Origin of the sequence: Ralstonia mojiangensis (assembly GCF_023955645.1) — a bacterium.
Taxonomy (GTDB): Bacteria; Pseudomonadota; Gammaproteobacteria; order Burkholderiales; family Burkholderiaceae; genus Ralstonia; species Ralstonia mojiangensis.
In genome coordinates, this window is sequence record NZ_JAMXHU010000001.1 from 693,362 (window position 1) to 710,251 (window position 16,890).

The window sequence follows — 16,890 nt, forward strand, 5'->3', positions numbered from 1 at the left end:
TCAGTGATGCGCGCGCCAGCGCAGGCGGTATTCGATGAGCGTGTCGCAGGCGAGCAGGAAGAACAGCAGCATGCCCTGGAACACCCCGGTAATGGCCGACGGCAGGCCCAGGCGCGATTGCGCAAGCTCGCCGCCGATGTAGAACAGCGACATCACGATCGCACCCAGCACGGTGCCGACCGGATTCAAACGCCCGACGAATGCCACCACGATGGCGGCAAAGCCGTAGCCAGGAGAAATGGACGGCAGCAGTTGCCCAATCGGCCCCGTGACCTCAAAGGCGCCCGCAATGCCCGCCAGGCCGCCCGACACCAGCAGCGCCGTCCAGAGCGCCGCACGCGACGAGAAACCCGCGTAACGGGCCGCTTGCGGCGCCAGCCCGCCCACTTGCAGGCGGTAGCCGGCGAAGCTGCGGAAGACGAACAGCGTCATCGCCGCGGTCATCACGAGCATGAACAGAAAGCCGACGTGCAGACGCGTGCCGGCCACGAGCGTCGGCAGAACAAATGCACTGTCGAACACGATCGACTGCGGGAAGTTCATGCCGTTCGGGTCCTTCAACGGCCCGTTGACCACGTACAGCAGCAGCAACTGCGCGATGTACGTGAGCATGAGCGAGACAAGGATCTCGTTGGCATGAAAGCGATCGCGCAGCAGCGCCGTAATCGCCGCCCAAAGCGCACCACCGATGACGCCGGCGACGACGGCCAGCACCAGCGCAAAGCCGCCGGGGATGGCGGGCGCGGGCGTATCGAAGTAAATGATCGTGGCCGCCGCGAAAATGCCGCCCACGATCAGTTGCCCCTCCGCGCCGATGTTCCACACGTTGGCGCGATAGCACACCGACAAGCCGAGCGCGCACAGCACCAGCGGCACGGTCTTGAGCAGCACTTCGCCAATCGCCCGCTTGCTGACCAGCGGTTCGACCAGGAACACGCGCAGGCCCGCCACCGGGTCTTTGCCCAGCAACGCGAACAGCAGCAGACCGAACACCATCGTCAGCACCAGCGCGATGAGCGGCGAAGCGTACGCCATGGTGCGCGACGGGATCGCACGCAGCTCCAGCGAAACCGGCAGCGCCAGGCGGCTGCCATGCATGACGTCAGCCATGGGCCACCTCCGAGGTTGCTGCTGCCGAAGCCGCTGCTTTGTCCCACATGCCGCTCATCCACAGGCCGATCTGTTCGCGGTCGGTGGCGTGCGTGGGCGTGGAGGGGGAGAGGCGCCCGTTGGCGATCACGTGCAGGCGATCGCACAGCGCAAAAAGTTCGTCGAGTTCTTCCGACACGATCAGGATGGCGCAGCCCCCGGCCTTGAGCGCGAGGATTTCATTGTGGATCTGGGCCGCCGCGCCCACGTCCACGCCCCAGGTCGGTTGCGCGACGATGAGCACGCGCGGCGCGCATTCGATTTCGCGGCCGACGATGAATTTCTGCAGGTTGCCGCCCGACAGGCTCTTGGCCAAGGCATCCGGGCCACCGGCCTTCACGCCAAATCGGCTGATGATGCTGGTGGCCAGTTTGGCCGCAGCCTTCTTGTCGATGAGCCCGCCACGCACCTGCGGCGCACGCTGATGCGTCAGCAGCGTATTGGCGGCCAGCGACAGCGATGGCACAGCGCCGCGCCCGAGGCGCTCTTCCGGTACGAAAGAGAGCCCTCGCTTGCGGCGCGCACGCGGGTCGAGCTTTGCAACCGGCTCCTTGCCGATGCTGATGGTCTGTGCGGGCGCGCGGGTGTCTTCGCCAGACAGGGCGGCCAGCAGTTCCTGCTGCCCGTTGCCTGACACGCCCGCGATGCCCACGATCTCGCCGCTGCGCAATTGCAGTGCGATATCACGCAGCTCCGTCGCAAAGGCGTGTGCCTTGGGCAGCGACAGGCCGGCCACTTCCATGCGCACCTCGCCCGGTGTGGTCTGCGGGCGCAACTCGCGCGGAGGCTCGCCGCCGATCATCATGCGCGACAGCGACGCCGCCGTTTCCCGGCGCGGGTCGCACACGCCAGTGACCTTGCCCATGCGCATCACCGTGGCGGTGTGGCACAGGGCCTGGATCTCGTCGAGCTTGTGGCTGATGTAGAGGATGCTCGTGCCTTCTGCCGCCAACTGGCGCAGCGTCACGAACAGCTTTTCGACGGCCTGCGGCGTCAGCACCGAGGTCGGCTCGTCAAGGATCAGCAGACGCGGCTTGGTGAGCAGGGCGCGCACGATTTCCACGCGCTGGCGCTCGCCCACGGAAAGCGTATGCACATGGCGATGCGGCTCCAGCGGCAGGCCGTATTTCTCGCCCGTGCTGCGCACCTGGTCAGCCACGTCGCGCAAATCGGTGCCTGCGGGCAGGCCGAGCAGAATGTTCTCGGCCACCGTGAGCGTGTCGAACAGCGAGAAGTGCTGGAACACCATGGCGATGCCCAGCGCGCGGGCCTGGTGCGGATTGGCGATCTCGACGCGCTGGCCGTCGAGCAGCATCTCGCCAGCGTCGGGCTGCACGGCGCCGAAGATGATCTTCATCAGCGTCGACTTGCCCGCGCCGTTTTCGCCCAGCACGGCATGGATCTCGCCCGGCGCGACAGTCAGGCTGACGCCGTCGTTGGCGACCACGCTCGGGTAGCGCTTGGTCATGCCCGTCAGCGACAGGCGTGGTGGGAGTGGTGTCACAACAGTTGGCTCGTGGTTTCCGTGCCGCTCACCGTGCAGGGTATGCAGCGGAGGCGGTCTCTTTTTGGGTGTTGACGACACTTCACAGCAGGTCACGCCGACGCAGATTCGCGCCGACGCATCGCAGCAATCATCATGGGTGGCTGATGCTCGCCATCAAATGGGAATTATATCGTTCGACATTCGTGCCAAACCGCGATTTCGGCCCGCTGGCGACTGCCTCGTACGAGGGGTGGCGGAGTGCAAATCCCGTGCCGGGCCCATCGGGGCCATTTGCCGGTTCCAGCTTGTCATGCCGACGTATGCAGGTGGCACGCGCAGCCCTTGGGTGGGGCGCTCGGACTGTCTTGCACCGGGCCGGTGCGCACGCGTGGTTTGCCGCTTTGCGCTAAAGTTCTCGGTTTGCTCCGGCGCGGGCAGCACGTCAGCGCCGCGTCTCGTTCTCCCTTCATGACTGCTCCCGCTCCCGCACGATCCCGCATGCCCGGCCCGATTCCAGGCTGGCTCCTGTTGCTTGGCGCGCTCACGGCCATTGGCCCGCTGTCGGTCGACATGTATCTGCCCAGCCTGCCGACCATCGCGCGCGATCTGAATACGTCGTCGGCCGCGGCGGGGCTCACGCTGACCGTCTTTCTGATCAGCCTGGCGATTGGCCAACTGATCTACGGCCCCGCCAGCGATCGCTTCGGCCGCAAGCCGCCGCTTTATATCGGTCTGGCGATGTACGTGGCTGCATCCATTGGTTGCGCGTTTGCCACGGATGCCACGATGTTGACCGTGCTGCGTGGCGTGCAAGGGTTTGGCGGCTGCGCAGGCATGGTCATCGCGCGTGCAGCCGTGCGCGATCGCATGGACCCGGGCGGCGCCGCACAGGCGTATTCGACGCTGATGCTGGTCATGGGTGTAGCGCCCATCCTGGCGCCGATGATTGGCGGCGCAGTGCTGCAGTTCGCAACGTGGCGGGTCATCTTTGCCTTGCTGACGGCATTTGGCGTGCTGTCGCTGGTGGCGGTGCATTACCTGATGCGCGAGTCGCTGGCGCCCGAGCAGGCGCGCAAGCTGGCAGTCAGCCACGTGCTGCGCGACTACTGGGAACTGCTGCGCGATCACCATTACGCCGCCTATATGTGGTGCGGCGCGGTGTTCCTGTCGGGCATGTTTGCGTACATCACCGTGTCGTCGTTCGTGCTGATCGATGGTTATGGCCTGACGCCGTCGCATTACGCCTGGGTGTTCGGCAGCAACGCGGCCGGGATGATCGCAGCCTCGCGCGTAAATGTGCGATTGGTGCGCAAGTACTCGCCGGCGCGCGTACTGCGGCGCGCGCTGTGGGTGCCAGCCATCACCAGCGTGCTGGCTGCTGCGGCCGCCGCTGCGGGTTTTACGCCGCTGCCGCTCGTGCTGGCAGCGCTGTTCTGCTACGTCGCGTCGATCGGCTGCATCTCGCCCAACACCGGCGCGCTGGCAATGGCGGGGCAGGGCGCGCGTGCGGGCACCGGTTCGGCGCTCATGGGCGCTATGCAATTCGGTCTCGGCATGGTGACCGGTACGGTGGTCGCCGCCATCGGCCAGACCGCGCTACCGCTGCTGAGCATGATGGCCGTATGCGCTATCGCCGCGCTTGTTCTCGGCCTGCGCATCACGCGCGAAGAGCCCGCCGCCTGACCCCTCCGTTTCCGGTCTCCTCTACGCCTCTTGTTCTAGAGGCGTCTTCATCCTTTCATATGCCTTTGGCATAACATGCCTGTCACGCTGATCGTGTCCGGCACCTATGATTGGTGCAGTTGGACCGCGTTCGGCCGCGACTTGGCCCTGAGCGACTAAGGGTTACTTCTTATACAGAATTTATCGACAATTTATTAACGTATCGCTTTCATTTTCAATCGCGCATCGTTTTGCCGGGATCTCCCCGCCAACGGTGCACCCGAGACGGGGGGTTAAGTTGCAGTGCACGATTCACCGGCTGGGCGAACTGGCGCTGTTGTGCGAAGTGCCGCCGCCGGCCACCCTGAATTGCCAGCAGCGCATCTGGGCGATGGCTTCGCGTGCGTCCAACTGGGCGGGCGTGGTCGACGTGGTGCCCGGCATGAACAACCTCACGCTCGTGTTTGGCCCGCTGGCCGATGCGCAGCGGTTGACCGCCCAACTGCGCGAGGCCTGGGAAGAAAGCCAGGCGCTGGTGGCCGACGGCAAACTCGTCGATATCGAAGTCGCCTATGGCGGTGACGAAGGTCCCGACCTGCGCGAAGTCGCCAAGCACACCGGCCTGAGCACGGCCGAAGTCGTGCGCCGTCACACCGCGCCCGAATACATCGTCTATTTCCTAGGCTTCCAGCCCGGTTTTGCCTACATGGGCGGGCTCGACAAGTCGCTCGCTACGCCGCGCCGCGCTGAGCCGCGCATGGCCGTGCCGGCCGGTTCGGTCGGCATCGGCGGCGAGCAGACCGGCATCTACCCGGCCGCGTCCCCCGGTGGCTGGCAATTGCTGGGCCGCACAGACGCGGCGCTCTTCATGCCGCAGCGCAATCCCCCCACGCTGCTCTCGCCTGGAGACCGCATCCGATTTGTTGCCTCGAAGGTGCGCGCATGAGTTCGAAACCCCAACCCATGATCGAGATTGTGCGGGCCGGCGTGCTGGCCTCCGTGCAAGACCTGGGCCGCACCGGCTATCGCCGCTTTGGCGTGTGCACCTCCGGCGCGCTCGATCCGCTGTCGCTGTATGTGGGCAACCGCCTGGTTGGCAACCGCAGTGATGCCGCGGGCATCGAGTTCACGCTGGGCAACGCCACGCTGCGCTTCCACGCCAATGGCTTGGTCGCGCTGACGGGCGCCGATTGCCGCGCCACGCTTGACGGCGCGCCGGTGCATGCATGGCGCGCCATCCCCGTGCAGCGCGGTCAGACGCTGACCTTGCGTGTGGCGCAGGGCGGTGTGCGCGCGTATCTGTGCGTGGCCGGCGGCGTCGATGTGCCCGAGATGATGGGCTCGCGCAGCACCGATCTGAAAGCCGGCTTCGGCGGCCTCGAGGGGCGCCCGCTGAAGGACGGCGACAGGTTGTCGGTGTTGCCAGCAGACACGACGTACGCTCCCGACATCAGCGGCGACACCGTTGCCGTGAAGGCGGCCCGCTGGACGTTCGATCGCGCGCAGAAGGACACGCCCGTCATGCGCGTGCTGCCTGGTCCCGAATACGACGATTTCGTTGCCGACGCACAAGCCGCGTTCTGGGAATCCGACTGGACGCTTACGCCCAACAGCAACCGCATGGGCTTTCGCCTGCAAGGGCCGGAACTCAAGCGCAAGAAGCAGCGCAGTGGCGATCTGCTCTCGCACGGCGTGGTGCCGGGCGTGATCCAGGTGCCGCCGTCGGGCCAGCCCATTGTGCTGATGGCCGATGCGCAAACCACGGGCGGCTATCCGAAGATCGGTTCGGTCATCCTGGCCGACCAATGGCGGCTGGCGCAGATTCCACTCGGCACGCGCGTGCGCTTCGAGCGCGTGACGCTGGAGCAGGCCGAAGCCGCCCGCGCCGACGTGGCACGGTATCTGCAGCAAATTGAAACCGCGCTGGATTGGCAGCGCCAGGGCATTCTGTCGAGCGCGCACCGCACCGCCAAGACGCGACTGAACGCCTGATGCACCGGAAGACAACACCATGACTGCAATTGATCTGAACGCCGACCTTGGCGAAGGCTGCGATACCGACGAGGCGCTCCTTACGCTGGTGAGTTCCGCCAACATCGCCTGCGGCTGGCACGCTGGCGACGTCAACACGATGCGCCAGACCGTCGGCTGGGCGCTGCGCCAGGGTGTGTCGATCGGCGCGCATCCGAGCTTTCCCGATCGCGAAAACTTCGGCCGCACCGAGATGCACCTTCCGCCCGATGAAATCTACGCGGGCGTGCTGTTCCAGATCGGCGGCCTGTCTGCCATCGTGCGTGCGCAGGGCGGCAAGCTGGCCCACGTGAAGGCGCATGGCGCGCTGTACAACCAGGCCTCGCGTGACCGGCCTCTGGCGGTCGCCATCGTGCGCGCGATCCGTGATTTCGATCCTTCGCTGGTCGTGTTCGGCCTAGCCGGCGGTGAACTGGTCAAGGCAGCGCGCGAACTTGGTCTGCAGGCCAAGGAAGAGGTGTTTGCCGATCGCGGTTACAACGCAGACGGCTCGCTCGTCAAACGCGGCACCCCGGGAGCCCTGATCGACAGCGAGGAGGCTGCGCTCGACCAGACGCTGACGATGGTGCGCGAGCAACGCGTGAAGGCCATCGATGGCACGTGGGTTCAGATCCGCGCGGAAACGGTTTGTCTGCACGGCGACGGCGCGCATGCGCTGGCGTTCGCGCGACGCATTCGGGAACGGCTTGGCAGCGAGGGCATCGCTGTTCGCGCCGGCGCCTGAGCCATGGCCCCGTTTTCCAGCGGGGCTTTTTATTAACTTGGGGGGAAGCACCACATGGGTACGGCAGTGAATCTATGGCCGCTGATCGGGGTGGTCGTCATCATCGCGGGGTTCATCCTGCGATTCAATCCGATGCTGGTGGTGGCTGTGGCCGCCATCGCTACCGGCTTTGCGGCATCGATGTCCATCGACCAAATCCTGACGGCGATCGGGACGGGCATCATCAAGACGCGGACGTTGCCGCTGATCATCCTGCTGCCGCTCGCGGTGGTGGGTTTGCTCGAGCGTCACGGCTTGCGTGAACACGCGCAGAACTGGATCTCGCGCATTCAATCGGCCACGGTGGGCCGCCTGCTGATCGTCTACCTCGCCGTGCGCGAGCTGACGGCTGCTGCAGGTCTGACGAGCCTCGGCGGGCATCCGCAGATGGTGCGTCCGCTGCTGGCCCCGATGGCCGAAGGCGCCGCTGAAAACCGCTTCGGCAAGCTGCCGGCGCCGGTGCGCGAACGCCTGCTGGCTTTCTGCGCCGCCACCGACAACGTCGGCCTGTTCTTCGGCGAAGACATCTTCGTGGCCTTCGGCGCCATCGCGCTGATGCACACGTTCCTGCTCGGCTCGGGCATCGACGTGGAACCGCTGCACATCGCGGTGTGGGGCATCCCGACGGCGGTCTGCGCGTTCCTGATCCACTCGGTGCGCCTCAAGCGCCTGGACGGCTGGCTTGCCCGTGAGATGGGCACCGCCGCAAACACCAACGCCGCCACGGCCAAGCAGGGGTAAGCCATGATTCTGTCGATCAACTATCTGTACTGGCTGGCCGGGATCATCCTGACGATCACCGCGCTGATGACCTTTGCCGACAAGAACCACCCGCGCCGCTGGACCACGGGCCTGTTCTGGGCGATCTTCGCCGTCATCTTCCTCGTTGGCGACAAGCTCCCGCCGATCGTGGTGGGCGTGGGTGCCGTGGTGATGGCACTGCTGGCTGGGACGGGCGGCGTGACGCTGGGCAAGCACGGCGAACTGCCGGCAGAAGAGCGCCGCGCATCCGCCAAGCGCCTGGGCAACCGCCTGTTCATCCCGGCGCTGACCATTCCGCTGGTCACCGTCATTGGCAGCGTGTTCCTGAAGGACATCAAGATCGGCGGCGATTTGCTGCTGGATCCGAAGAACCAGACCTTCGTCTCGCTGGGCCTGGGCTGCATCATCTCGCTCGCGCTGGCATGCTGGTTGACGCGCGACACGCCGGTGCAAGCCATGCGTGAATCGCGTCGACTGACGGAGTCGCTCGGCTGGGCCCTGGTGCTGCCGCAGATGCTGGCCATGCTGGGTCTCGTCTTTGCCGATGCCGGTGTGGGCAAGGCCGTGGCGCACCTGACTACCGCTTACATCAACATGGACTATCGCCTCGTTGCGGTCGTCGTCTATTGCGTGGGCATGGCGCTGTTCACCGTCATCATGGGCAACGGCTTTGCGGCCTTCCCGGTCATGACGGGCGGGGTGGGGGTGCCGATCCTGGTGGGCGTGTTCCATGGCAATCCGGCGGTGATGGCGGCCATCGGCATGTTCTCGGGCTACTGCGGCACGCTGATGACCCCGATGGCGGCCAACTTCAATATCGTGCCGGCTGCACTGCTGGAGCTTTCCGATAAGAACGCTGTGATCAAAGCGCAAGTCCCCACCGCGCTGCTGTTGCTTACAGCCAATATCGTGCTCTTGTACTTCCTGATGCTGCACTAATCGTGTTTAATGCGTCGCGTGCGGTGTGCGCCACGCCGGCGGGTCTTAGCCGGTGGACGCCACCCAGCGCGATCGCTGCCCGAGAGACAAGGGTATGTGGTCGTGTCGACCTCGCATCGTGCTCTTCTCCGGGGGGATTCATGAGCAGCCAGATGACGAGCGGCCGTTCCATGTCGGGACGCCGCTTTTTTTGTGTTCTCGCAGCCAGCGCGCTGTCGTTGATTTCCGCCGCGCAAGCCAGCGCGGAAACGCTCCGAGTGGCCACGCCGTATCCGGCCCTCAATTTCCATACGCAAAACCTGCAGGCCTTTGCCAGCGCTGTCAGCAGCGCCACCAATGGCGGGCTCAAGCTCGAGGTCTATCCGAACGGCACGTTGCTCAAGCCGGCCGCCATCTTTGACGGCGTCAAAGACGGCAAGGCCGAAGCGGGCGAAGTGATGCTGTCGACACTGGCCCAGCGCGATCCGCTGTTCGGCGTGGATTCGATTCCCTTCGTGGTATCGGGCTACAACGATGCGCGCCTGCTGTGGGACGCCTCGCGCAGCCACATCGAAGCGCTGATGAAGGCCAACGGATTGCGTCTGCTGTACGCCGTGCCCTGGCCGCCGCAGAACCTGTATTCCGAAACACCGATTGCCCGTTTGTCCGACCTGAAGGGACATCGTTTGCGCACGTATAACGCGGCGCAAAAGCGCATTGCCGAGTTGTATGGCGCGCAGGCCGTGCAGGTGGAAGCCGCCGATCTGACCGCGGCGATTGCCGGCGGCCGGATCGACACGATGGTCACCTCGCCGTCCACTGGTCTGGAGACGAAGGCTGGCCAGCGCATGACCTATTACTACAAGGTCAATGCGTGGATCCCGAAGAACGCCGTGTTCATCAACGAGGCGCGCTTCGCCAAGCTGCCGCCCGCGATGCAGCAGACCGTGCTCAAGCTCGCCAAGGATTACGAGACGCGCGGCTGGGATTCGAGCCGCCAGACCTACGAGCGCGATGAAGCCGAACTCGCCAAGACCGGCGTGCGCGTGCTCAATCCCGACGTGACCCTGCAGGGCGACATGCGCCGCCTGGGCGAGCGTCTGACGCGCGAATGGCTGCACACCGCGGGCACGGAAGAAGTCGACATCCTGTTGAACTTCGAGAACAAGCGCAGCAAGGCAAACTGACGCCGCAACGCGCTTGGGCATGATGTTCGACGGACGTTTATCATCGTTTTTGTCTTACGCAGCACGCAGGAGAACGTCATGCCTACCGTCCTCGTCACCGGTTTCGATCCGTTCGAGAACGAACCCATCAATCCGTCGTGGGAAGCCGTGCGCACCCTCGACGGGCAGGGAATCGCAGGCGCCGATATCGTCGCGCGCCAGTTGCCGACCATCTTTGGTGAATCCAACAAAGTGCTCGGCAAGTTGCTGCAGACGCTGAAGCCGGATGTGGTGATCGCCGTCGGGCAGGCCGGTGGCCGTGCCGAGATGGCGATCGAGCGCATCGCCATCAACGTCGACGACGCACGCATTGCCGACAACGCCGGCAAACAGCCCATCGATATCGCCATCGCGAGTGACGGGCCGGCCGCGTATTTTTCAACGCTGCCGATCAAGACCATCGTGCGTGAGTTGCGTGCGGGTGGTGTTCCTGCGTCCGTCTCGCAGACAGCGGGCACCTTTGTCTGCAACCACGTCTTCTATGGGTTGATGCATGCCATCGCCCGTCACAAGCTGCCGACGCGCGGCGGTTTTATCCATATCCCGTATCTGCCGTCGCAGGCTGCCAAGCATCCGGGGCAACCGAGCATGGCGCACGACACCATCGTCACCGGTCTGCGCATCGCCATCGAAACAACGTTGCGCACGTTGCACGATGTACGCGAAACGGGCGGCCAACTGCACTGAGCCGGCGTGGCGACACGCGCTCTGGTCAGTCCGTGAAGCGCGTATGCCGTTGCAGCTCGATGCGCACCGGCGTGCCCGGGGCCGCATAGCCTGAAGCGATTGGCGCCGTGTAGATCGGTGCCGGCTCGAATTCGATGAACGCAGATTCCTCGTCGAGCAGTACGGCCGGCCTTTCCAACGCGTGCGTCGGTGCTGGCTCGACGGCCCGCACAGGCATGCGCGTCCGGATCGATTTCGCCGGCAATTGCGTCACCACCGGCGATGCAGCAGCAATGACCGGCCTAATGACTTCCGCATCGTCCAACGCCATGTCGCGAGCACGCGCGACCGCCGTTGCGGCTGCGATAACGGTTTCGGATTCCTCGGGCTCTTGGGTTTGCGCTGACGCGACGGGCTCGGCAGGAGGGTTCTCGAGCAGAACGATCGGTGTGGTCGGCTGGGCGACGGCGGCCACGATGGCCTGATCCGGCTCCACCGCCTGCTGCCGATGCTGGCCAGTCTGCCAGCCAAGCAGCGCAGCGGCCAATGTGCAGGCCGCGCCAGTTGCGAGCGCGGTCATGCGTTGACGCCATTGCCCACGGGTGGCTGTGCCGGCCACTCCGCACGTTCTGGCGGCAGGATCGACGGACGCACTTACCTGCGTGTCAACACTGGTCTGCGCGCTGTCGAGTGGCAGCCCGAAAGGCGGCGGCATACGCACCAGACCTGGTAGGCGCAGGTGTCCGTCGATGATGAAGTTGGGGGATTCCAAGTCCGTCTCCGCTGATGGCCGCAGCGGACGTCAAGGCAAAGCCGGCCGCGCAAGCAGGCGCCATGCTAAGCGGTGGATGGACGGTGGTCGATCAGATTGCTCTTAAGCCGAAGCGGGCTGCATCGAAGGCAGGGAGGTCGCTGGCCTGCCGCTTTTGCGCCAGGCCAGGAAGGTGAATGTCGCGGACCTTTACGGTGCCGGCGACCAGTGCGGATCGTTGAGCTGCTTTTCCAGCAGGCGGATCTGCTGCTGCAGCGATTCGACCTGGGTTTGATACGCGCGGCGCTCGATGTCCAGCGCCTTCGTCTCCTGACGCATGGTCTGCTGTTCGGTCAGCATTTTCTGGCGCTGCGCCTGCATGATGCGCACTTCCTGGCTGAGCGATGCGGCGCGCTGCTGAGCTGCCTGGGCTTCGCGCTCCAGTTGTGCCTTCTGGCCCGCCGTGACGGCGCGGCGCAGATCATCTTCAGCCCACGTCCGGGTCTGACTGGCCAGCGTCTCGTATGCGCCTTCGGCCGGAGCGACCGACGCAAATTTGTACACACGCCACAATTCTTTGCGATACGACAGCGCGACGTAGGCCGTGGTGTCTTCGTTGACCAGCAGCAGGCTCGTGCCGTAGTCGCCGTTGTAGGTCGTGCGCAGTTCTGTCAGGCGCTTCTGCGCCAGCAACTGCTGCAGTTCAGCGACGGTGCCGCCCGATGCAGCCGTGGACGCTGCAGGGGCTTGCGGCGCACTGGCTTGCGCGTGGACGAGGCCGGCGCCCGCAACCGAAGCTGCGGCAACGAACGTGAGAACGGTTCGGCGGAGTACGAGAGACATCGCAAAGTTCAGAAATCGGAGGCGACGCGACTATATCAGCTTTGTGCGCCCGGCCCCGCAGCGAGCGTACCGATTTGACCTTCCGTCGCCTTTGAATCATGGCGGCGTCGCGCCTCGGCCACGATGCACTGCCATTCGCTGAAAGAAACGCGCTCGCGGAACATCTCGATCAGAAAGTCGCCGACGTCCTGATGCCGCTTCGACGTGCCAAGCGCGGCTTTCAAGCGGCGCAATTCTCTCTGCAAACGCGTGACACGGGCCCGCGCGTTGGCCTGTCGCAATGAGCCAATGGGAAATGTTCTTACGGATGCTTCGGCCGCTGCCAACGCTCCCACAAGATCAGCACGCTGCTGTTGAAGCGATTCAAGTCCGTGCTTGCACTTGGGGGTCGTGTCTGAGTCTGAGGATTGCGTCTGGTCAACGCGAGCGGGCGCTTGGCGCACAGTGCACCTCCTTTGTCGGGTTTGGTTAACCCGGCGCCCGACGCCAATCGGGTGGCCGGGCACATGGCAAGGTTGGCGTACCGGTGACAAAGGAAACCGGCGAGCGCAAGCGCTCCCCCACCAAGGCCCGACCGTAAGGGCACTTGATACGGGCGTAAAAAAACCGCCGGTCGGCGGTTGCCCGCCTTTGTCATTCTCGGACGCCAATCCGAGGTCACGTTGTGTGCGTGACGGGCGGCAGTATAGCGCAGGGGGCACGCGCTATTTGTGCCAGATGGTGATGCGACGGTGCTGTGATGCAGAGCGGGTATCAGCGGCTTTGCATCTCTTTGAGCCAGAGGCTCATCAGCCCAGCGCGGCCACGCACGCCGAACTTGCGATAGACGTTCGTGATGTAGGAATGCGTGGTTGAAATGGCAAGGCCGAGCTGTTCCGCAATCTGTTTTTCTGCGGCTTCAGTCAACAACAACTGCAAAACCCTGGATTCGTGAGGCGCCAGACGCGCTTGCAGTTGCGCCAAGGGGCTCAGTTCTGCCAGCGTTCTCGTTGCGGTGACGTTACGGGCCACGCCGATGCGCAATCGGTGCTCGACGCTCCACTGTGCCGACCATGACAAATGCACATCGCTGCCAAGCTGGTGCCGATAGCGATTCTCGAATCCGGTGCATTTTCCACCTGCCTGAACGCGACCCGCTTGCCTTTGCGTTCTGTCGCGGTCGTCCGGCGCCACGAGTTCGAGCATGGATTGCCCCAGCAGCTCGGACGGCCGATAACCGAGAATGTCTTCCCACGCTGCATTGGCGTGACGGATCCGCCCACGCTCGTCGACCAGAAAGACGCCATCTGGAAGACTATTGGCCAGAGCGATCGCGCTCACATCATTGAGGACTTCCATGGTCTGCCGCGTTTAGTTGCAATACAAAAGACCCGGTGGCCAGGCGCCGCACGCGCATTACCGATGCTTGGTCGCAATCCCAGATTGCGACGAACGGTTGCACACGGTTGTGATCATGACAACGCTGCCAGCAACTTGCCGCGCCCGCTGCACCAAAAGGCAGCCTGCACGAATGGCGTCTGCTGGCGGGTTCATACCTCTAATTAGCAGGGTGCCAGTCAGAATAGCGTCTGCTATCGTTCCCGACAATATGCGGTGTCAGCATCATGCCTAATAAGAATGTTCAGCACCTGTGCGGTCCCATGGGGCTAGCGCGGGGCGAGTAACGGGGAAAACAGCAAGTCGTCTGGCCGTCTCTGGCCAAACCCGATTCGTAGACACGGGGTGAGCGGATTCTCCCTGGCCTTTGCGAGTCGGCGTTCCGTGACATTGCTTCGGCGTTGATGCGCAGGCCCTCACCAATAAGATCGGTGAGGGAACAACATAAAAACGAGTCGTACCTTTTTTGAAGAGCGGGAAAGAGTCTTCATGCGCTCGACCAACCCCAAGCCCGGGGGGGCTTGGGGCGGCGCTTGCGTCCTTGGCTTGGGAAGCGACGCGCAGCAGAGGCTGTCAGTTATTCCATTCGAGAAAGGAATAATCAATAAGCCGGTTTCGATTTAGCGCCCGAATAATATGGATTTGATTTGCAAGGTAAGGTTGTATCAAGATCGCGGACGCTATTTCGCGGTGTTGGTCGCGCCGGACACGATGTGCTCCAGCACAGGGCGAGACGCAGCCGAAGCTTTGACAAACCTAGGCCGGTCAATGGCCGAGAATCCTCTCCCTCAGTCTGCCGATTTCCCGGTAGAGCCGAAGGAGGGCAAGACGAAAAGTCCGGTCGCAGGCCCCACGCCCCATCCGCGCGAATTTCCCCGCACCGTACCCACCGTAAAACGCCTACTCAACGAGCGTTTCGGCAAGGCCACCTTGCGCGAACTCTCAGAAAAGCTGGGCCTGGACGACGTCACTCCGCAATTGCTGTCTTCTTCCATCGCGGGCAATGGGGCAAAGCGCGTTCGGCTGGCCATTGCAAAGGCGCTTGGAGAAGATCCTGATGCGCTTTGGCCAATGGCGCGGCACTAACACAGCATGCGCTGTTGAAGACCTGGAACTGGCAAAAGCGGAAATGCCCGCAGAACGGCGTTGTTATTCGACGCGGCGAGGGAGTGCGGGGGAAATTGGGAGTGCCTTGGAACAAGGACTGGCGGAAGCGGTGAGATTCGAACTCACGGATGGGTCACCCCATCGGCAGTTTTCAAGACTGCTGCCTTAAACCACTCGGCCACGCTTCCTTCGTGCTGCGCTGCTCGTTGCGAGCAAGGGCGCCATTGTAACGGCACATGGCGCACTTTGGCACCGGTTACCGTCAGTTTTCGTCGTCGGCCAAGAACAATTCCTGCAAATCGTTGAGGAATCGCTGACCCAGCTCGGTGGGCCGGATGGCGACATGGTCGCGCGTCAGCAGGCCGCGCTGCTCGGCGGCGTCGAGTTGTCGCTCAATGGAGCGCAGCGGCAGGCCGGTGCGCTCCTGGAACAGCGTGACCGGGAAACCGTCGGTCAGACGCAGCGCATTGAGCATGAATTCGAACGGCAGGTCGGCGACGTCGACTTCGCGCTGCTCCTGCATGACCGCCGCACCGCCGGCCGTCTCGGCCTGACGCAGATACGTGTCGGGATGCTTGTGCCGCATCTCGCGGATAACCCGGTGCGGAAAGCTCAGCTTGCCGTGCGCGCCTGGCCCGATGCCCAGGTAATCGCCGAATTGCCAGTAGTTCAGGTTGTGCTTGCAGCGCTTGCCCGCCTTGGCATACGCCGATACCTCGTAGTGCTCGTAGCCTGCTGCTGCCAGCCGCGCGTGAATCCAGTCCTGCATCGCAAATGCGGCGTCGTCATCCGGCAGCGCGGGCGGGTACTTGGCGAAGTACGTGTTCGGCTCCAGTGTCAGGTGGTACAGCGACACATGGTTCGTATCGCACGACAACGCGGCCTCCACATCAGCCTCGCATTCGGCGAGTGTCTGGCCCGGCAGGGCGAACATCAGGTCGAGGTTGATGTTGTCGAAATGCGCGCGGGCGATGTCGATCGCGGCGCGCGCTTCGGCGGCACTGTGGATGCGGCCAAGCGCCTGCAGGTGCACGTCGTTGAAGCTTTGGATGCCAATCGACAGGCGGTTCACGCCGCTGGCGCGGTAGCTGCGGAAGCGTTCTGCCTCAAACGTGCCCGGGTTGGCTTCCATCGTGATCTCGGCATCGGCGTCGACCGGCAGCAGCATGCGGATGTCCGACAGCAGGCGGTCCAGCCCTTGCGCCGATAACAAACTGGGCGTGCCGCCCCCGATGAAGATCGTATGCACATGCCGGCCCCACACCATCGGCAGCGCAGCTTCCAAATCTTGCCGCACGGCAGCGAGAAAGCGCTCTTCCGGGATGCCCTGTTCCGGCTCCGCATGCGAGTTGAAATCGCAGTACGGGCACTTGCGCACGCACCACGGCACGTGCACGTACAAGGACAGCGGCGGCGAGGCGGGCAGGCTGATCTTGCCCGGCTGCAGGAAGACGGAGGTGACCTTGTCACCGGTCTCAGCGGCGGTCGCGGAAGGCGTCTTGGCTGCGCCGGCGGGGTGAATCGGGATCATCGAAACTTCAGGCTTTTTCAAAGGTGCGCAGCCGTTCGACGAGCTGCGCAAGGGCTTGTGCACGATGGCTCACGCTGTTCTTCTCGGCTTTGGTCAGCTCGGCGGCGGTTTTGCCGAGACCAGGTAGCAGGAAGTGTGGGTCGTAACCGAAGCCGCCGTCGCCGCGCGGTGTGTCGATCACCTCGCCAAACCAGTTGCCTTCGGCAATGATCGGCTGCGGGTCATCGGCATGGCGCACGTAGACGAGCACGCAAACATAGTGTGCGCCGCGATCGGCCTTGCCGGCCAGTTCGCGGACGAGGCGGGCGTTGTTGGCGGCATCCGATTTCGACTCACCCACCAGTTGCGCATAGCGCGCGGAATATACGCCCGGCGCGCCGCCCAACGCATGCACGCAGATGCCGGAGTCGTCTGCCAGCGCAGGGAGGCCGGACGCGCGGCTCGCATGGCGTGCCTTGGTGAGCGCATTTTCAACGAACGTCGCATAGGGCTCTTCCGCCTCGGGAATGCCGAGCTCGCCTTGCGGCGTCACGTCGAACCCGAGGGTGCCCAGCAACGCGTTGAACTCGGCCAGCTTGCCGGCGTTGTTCGATGCGAGAACGATCTTGCGCATAGCAA

At 64.1% G+C, this 16,890-nt stretch carries 17 protein-coding genes and 1 tRNA gene; 9 read left to right on the forward strand and 9 right to left on the reverse strand.

Features of this window, described 5'->3' with window-relative positions:
* Complete coding sequence (locus tag NG898_RS03200) at window positions 1-1,110, reverse strand: ABC transporter permease (protein WP_252691047.1); 1,110 nt, start codon at window positions 1,108-1,110, stop codon at window positions 1-3.
* Window positions 1,103-2,617 (reverse strand): ABC transporter ATP-binding protein, encoded by a 1,515-nt coding sequence (locus NG898_RS03205; RefSeq protein WP_252691613.1) that lies wholly within the window; start codon window positions 2,615-2,617, stop codon window positions 1,103-1,105. Before NG898_RS03205 ends, NG898_RS03200 begins: the two co-directional genes overlap by 8 nt.
* Before the next feature lie 486 nt (window positions 2,618-3,103).
* Here NG898_RS03205 and NG898_RS03210 point away from each other — a divergent pair, with 486 nt between their 5' ends.
* The 8 genes from NG898_RS03210 (at window position 3,104) to pcp (ending at window position 10,684) form a co-directional block, all read left to right on the forward strand.
* Window positions 3,104-4,318 (forward strand): multidrug effflux MFS transporter, encoded by a 1,215-nt coding sequence (locus NG898_RS03210; protein ID WP_252691048.1) that lies wholly within the window; start codon window positions 3,104-3,106, stop codon window positions 4,316-4,318.
* Window positions 4,319-4,595: 277 nt separating this feature from the next.
* On the forward strand, window positions 4,596-5,243 hold the full coding sequence (gene pxpB / locus NG898_RS03215) for a 5-oxoprolinase subunit PxpB (protein WP_252691049.1): 648 nt from the start codon (window positions 4,596-4,598) through the stop codon (window positions 5,241-5,243).
* Window positions 5,240-6,289, forward strand: coding sequence for a 5-oxoprolinase subunit C family protein (locus tag NG898_RS03220; protein ID WP_282562352.1), 1,050 nt, complete (start codon window positions 5,240-5,242; stop codon window positions 6,287-6,289). Before pxpB ends, NG898_RS03220 begins: the two co-directional genes overlap by 4 nt.
* A gap of 19 nt (window positions 6,290-6,308) precedes the next feature.
* The gene (gene pxpA, locus NG898_RS03225) at window positions 6,309-7,052 is read left to right on the forward strand and encodes a 5-oxoprolinase subunit PxpA (RefSeq protein ID WP_252691050.1); all 744 of its coding nucleotides are present in this window, start codon (window positions 6,309-6,311) and stop codon (window positions 7,050-7,052) included.
* A 54-nt stretch (window positions 7,053-7,106) separates the two neighbouring features.
* Entirely contained in the window at window positions 7,107-7,832 is a 726-nt protein-coding gene (locus tag NG898_RS03230) for a DUF969 domain-containing protein (protein WP_252691051.1), read from the forward strand.
* A gap of 3 nt (window positions 7,833-7,835) precedes the next feature.
* Complete coding sequence (locus NG898_RS03235; protein WP_252691052.1) at window positions 7,836-8,792, forward strand: DUF979 domain-containing protein; 957 nt, start codon at window positions 7,836-7,838, stop codon at window positions 8,790-8,792.
* 140 nt (window positions 8,793-8,932) lie between these two features.
* Entirely contained in the window at window positions 8,933-9,958 is a 1,026-nt protein-coding gene (locus NG898_RS03240) for a TRAP transporter substrate-binding protein (protein WP_252691053.1), read from the forward strand.
* Window positions 9,959-10,036: 78 nt separating this feature from the next.
* A complete protein-coding gene (gene pcp, locus NG898_RS03245; protein WP_092969417.1) occupies window positions 10,037-10,684 on the forward strand; it encodes a pyroglutamyl-peptidase I in 648 nt (215 codons plus the stop codon).
* Window positions 10,685-10,709: 25 nt separating this feature from the next.
* On the opposite strand, the gene NG898_RS03250 is transcribed toward pcp, so the two are convergent.
* The 4 genes from NG898_RS03250 to NG898_RS03265 all read right to left on the reverse strand — a co-directional run bounded on the left by NG898_RS03250 (window position 10,710) and on the right by NG898_RS03265 (window position 13,595).
* Window positions 10,710-11,243, reverse strand: coding sequence for a ribonuclease E (locus tag NG898_RS03250; RefSeq protein ID WP_252691054.1), 534 nt, complete (start codon window positions 11,241-11,243; stop codon window positions 10,710-10,712).
* A gap of 381 nt (window positions 11,244-11,624) precedes the next feature.
* Window positions 11,625-12,257, reverse strand: a complete 633-nt coding sequence (locus NG898_RS03255; RefSeq protein ID WP_252691055.1) for a DUF2968 domain-containing protein — start codon at window positions 12,255-12,257, stop codon at window positions 11,625-11,627.
* Between the two features lie 35 nt (window positions 12,258-12,292).
* Window positions 12,293-12,490, reverse strand: coding sequence for a hypothetical protein (locus NG898_RS03260; RefSeq protein WP_252691056.1), 198 nt, complete (start codon window positions 12,488-12,490; stop codon window positions 12,293-12,295).
* A gap of 520 nt (window positions 12,491-13,010) precedes the next feature.
* Window positions 13,011-13,595 carry a LuxR family transcriptional regulator gene (locus tag NG898_RS03265; protein ID WP_252691057.1) on the reverse strand — a complete coding sequence of 195 codons (585 nt, stop codon included), beginning with the start codon at window positions 13,593-13,595 and terminating at the stop codon, window positions 13,011-13,013.
* An 807-nt stretch (window positions 13,596-14,402) separates the two neighbouring features.
* Between NG898_RS03265 and NG898_RS03270 the strand changes: the two genes are divergently transcribed.
* A complete protein-coding gene (locus tag NG898_RS03270; protein ID WP_252691058.1) occupies window positions 14,403-14,720 on the forward strand; it encodes a hypothetical protein in 318 nt (105 codons plus the stop codon).
* A gap of 119 nt (window positions 14,721-14,839) precedes the next feature.
* Here the strand turns inward: NG898_RS03270 and NG898_RS03275 are convergent.
* The 3 genes from NG898_RS03275 to rdgB form a co-directional block, all read right to left on the reverse strand.
* Window positions 14,840-14,929 (reverse strand) — tRNA-Ser (locus NG898_RS03275).
* A gap of 74 nt (window positions 14,930-15,003) precedes the next feature.
* Window positions 15,004-16,272: a radical SAM family heme chaperone HemW gene (gene hemW / locus NG898_RS03280; protein ID WP_252691059.1), complete on the reverse strand. Its 1,269-nt coding sequence runs from the start codon at window positions 16,270-16,272 to the stop codon at window positions 15,004-15,006.
* Window positions 16,273-16,279: 7 nt separating this feature from the next.
* Window positions 16,280-16,885 carry an RdgB/HAM1 family non-canonical purine NTP pyrophosphatase gene (rdgB, locus tag NG898_RS03285; protein ID WP_252691060.1) on the reverse strand — a complete coding sequence of 202 codons (606 nt, stop codon included), beginning with the start codon at window positions 16,883-16,885 and terminating at the stop codon, window positions 16,280-16,282.
* Window positions 16,886-16,890 lie beyond the last annotated feature (5 nt).

Coding starts and splice junctions, on each gene's coding strand:
- NG898_RS03235 (WP_252691052.1), top strand. CDS start 7,836: ATGATTCTGTCGATCAACTATCTGTACTGGCTGGCCGGGATCATCCTG.
- NG898_RS03210 (WP_252691048.1), top strand. CDS start 3,104: ATGACTGCTCCCGCTCCCGCACGATCCCGCATGCCCGGCCCGATTCCA.
- pxpA (WP_252691050.1), top strand. CDS start 6,309: ATGACTGCAATTGATCTGAACGCCGACCTTGGCGAAGGCTGCGATACC.
- NG898_RS03220 (WP_282562352.1), top strand. CDS start 5,240: ATGAGTTCGAAACCCCAACCCATGATCGAGATTGTGCGGGCCGGCGTG.
- NG898_RS03265 (WP_252691057.1), bottom strand. CDS start 13,595: ATGGAAGTCCTCAATGATGTGAGCGCGATCGCTCTGGCCAATAGTCTT.
- NG898_RS03240 (WP_252691053.1), top strand. CDS start 8,933: ATGAGCAGCCAGATGACGAGCGGCCGTTCCATGTCGGGACGCCGCTTT.
- NG898_RS03255 (WP_252691055.1), bottom strand. CDS start 12,257: ATGTCTCTCGTACTCCGCCGAACCGTTCTCACGTTCGTTGCCGCAGCT.
- NG898_RS03230 (WP_252691051.1), top strand. CDS start 7,107: ATGGGTACGGCAGTGAATCTATGGCCGCTGATCGGGGTGGTCGTCATC.
- hemW (WP_252691059.1), bottom strand. CDS start 16,272: ATGATCCCGATTCACCCCGCCGGCGCAGCCAAGACGCCTTCCGCGACC.
- rdgB (WP_252691060.1), bottom strand. CDS start 16,885: ATGCGCAAGATCGTTCTCGCATCGAACAACGCCGGCAAGCTGGCCGAG.
- NG898_RS03205 (WP_252691613.1), bottom strand. CDS start 2,617: ATGACCAAGCGCTACCCGAGCGTGGTCGCCAACGACGGCGTCAGCCTG.
- NG898_RS03200 (WP_252691047.1), bottom strand. CDS start 1,110: ATGGCTGACGTCATGCATGGCAGCCGCCTGGCGCTGCCGGTTTCGCTG.
- NG898_RS03250 (WP_252691054.1), bottom strand. CDS start 11,243: ATGACCGCGCTCGCAACTGGCGCGGCCTGCACATTGGCCGCTGCGCTG.
- NG898_RS03270 (WP_252691058.1), top strand. CDS start 14,403: ATGGCCGAGAATCCTCTCCCTCAGTCTGCCGATTTCCCGGTAGAGCCG.
- pcp (WP_092969417.1), top strand. CDS start 10,037: ATGCCTACCGTCCTCGTCACCGGTTTCGATCCGTTCGAGAACGAACCC.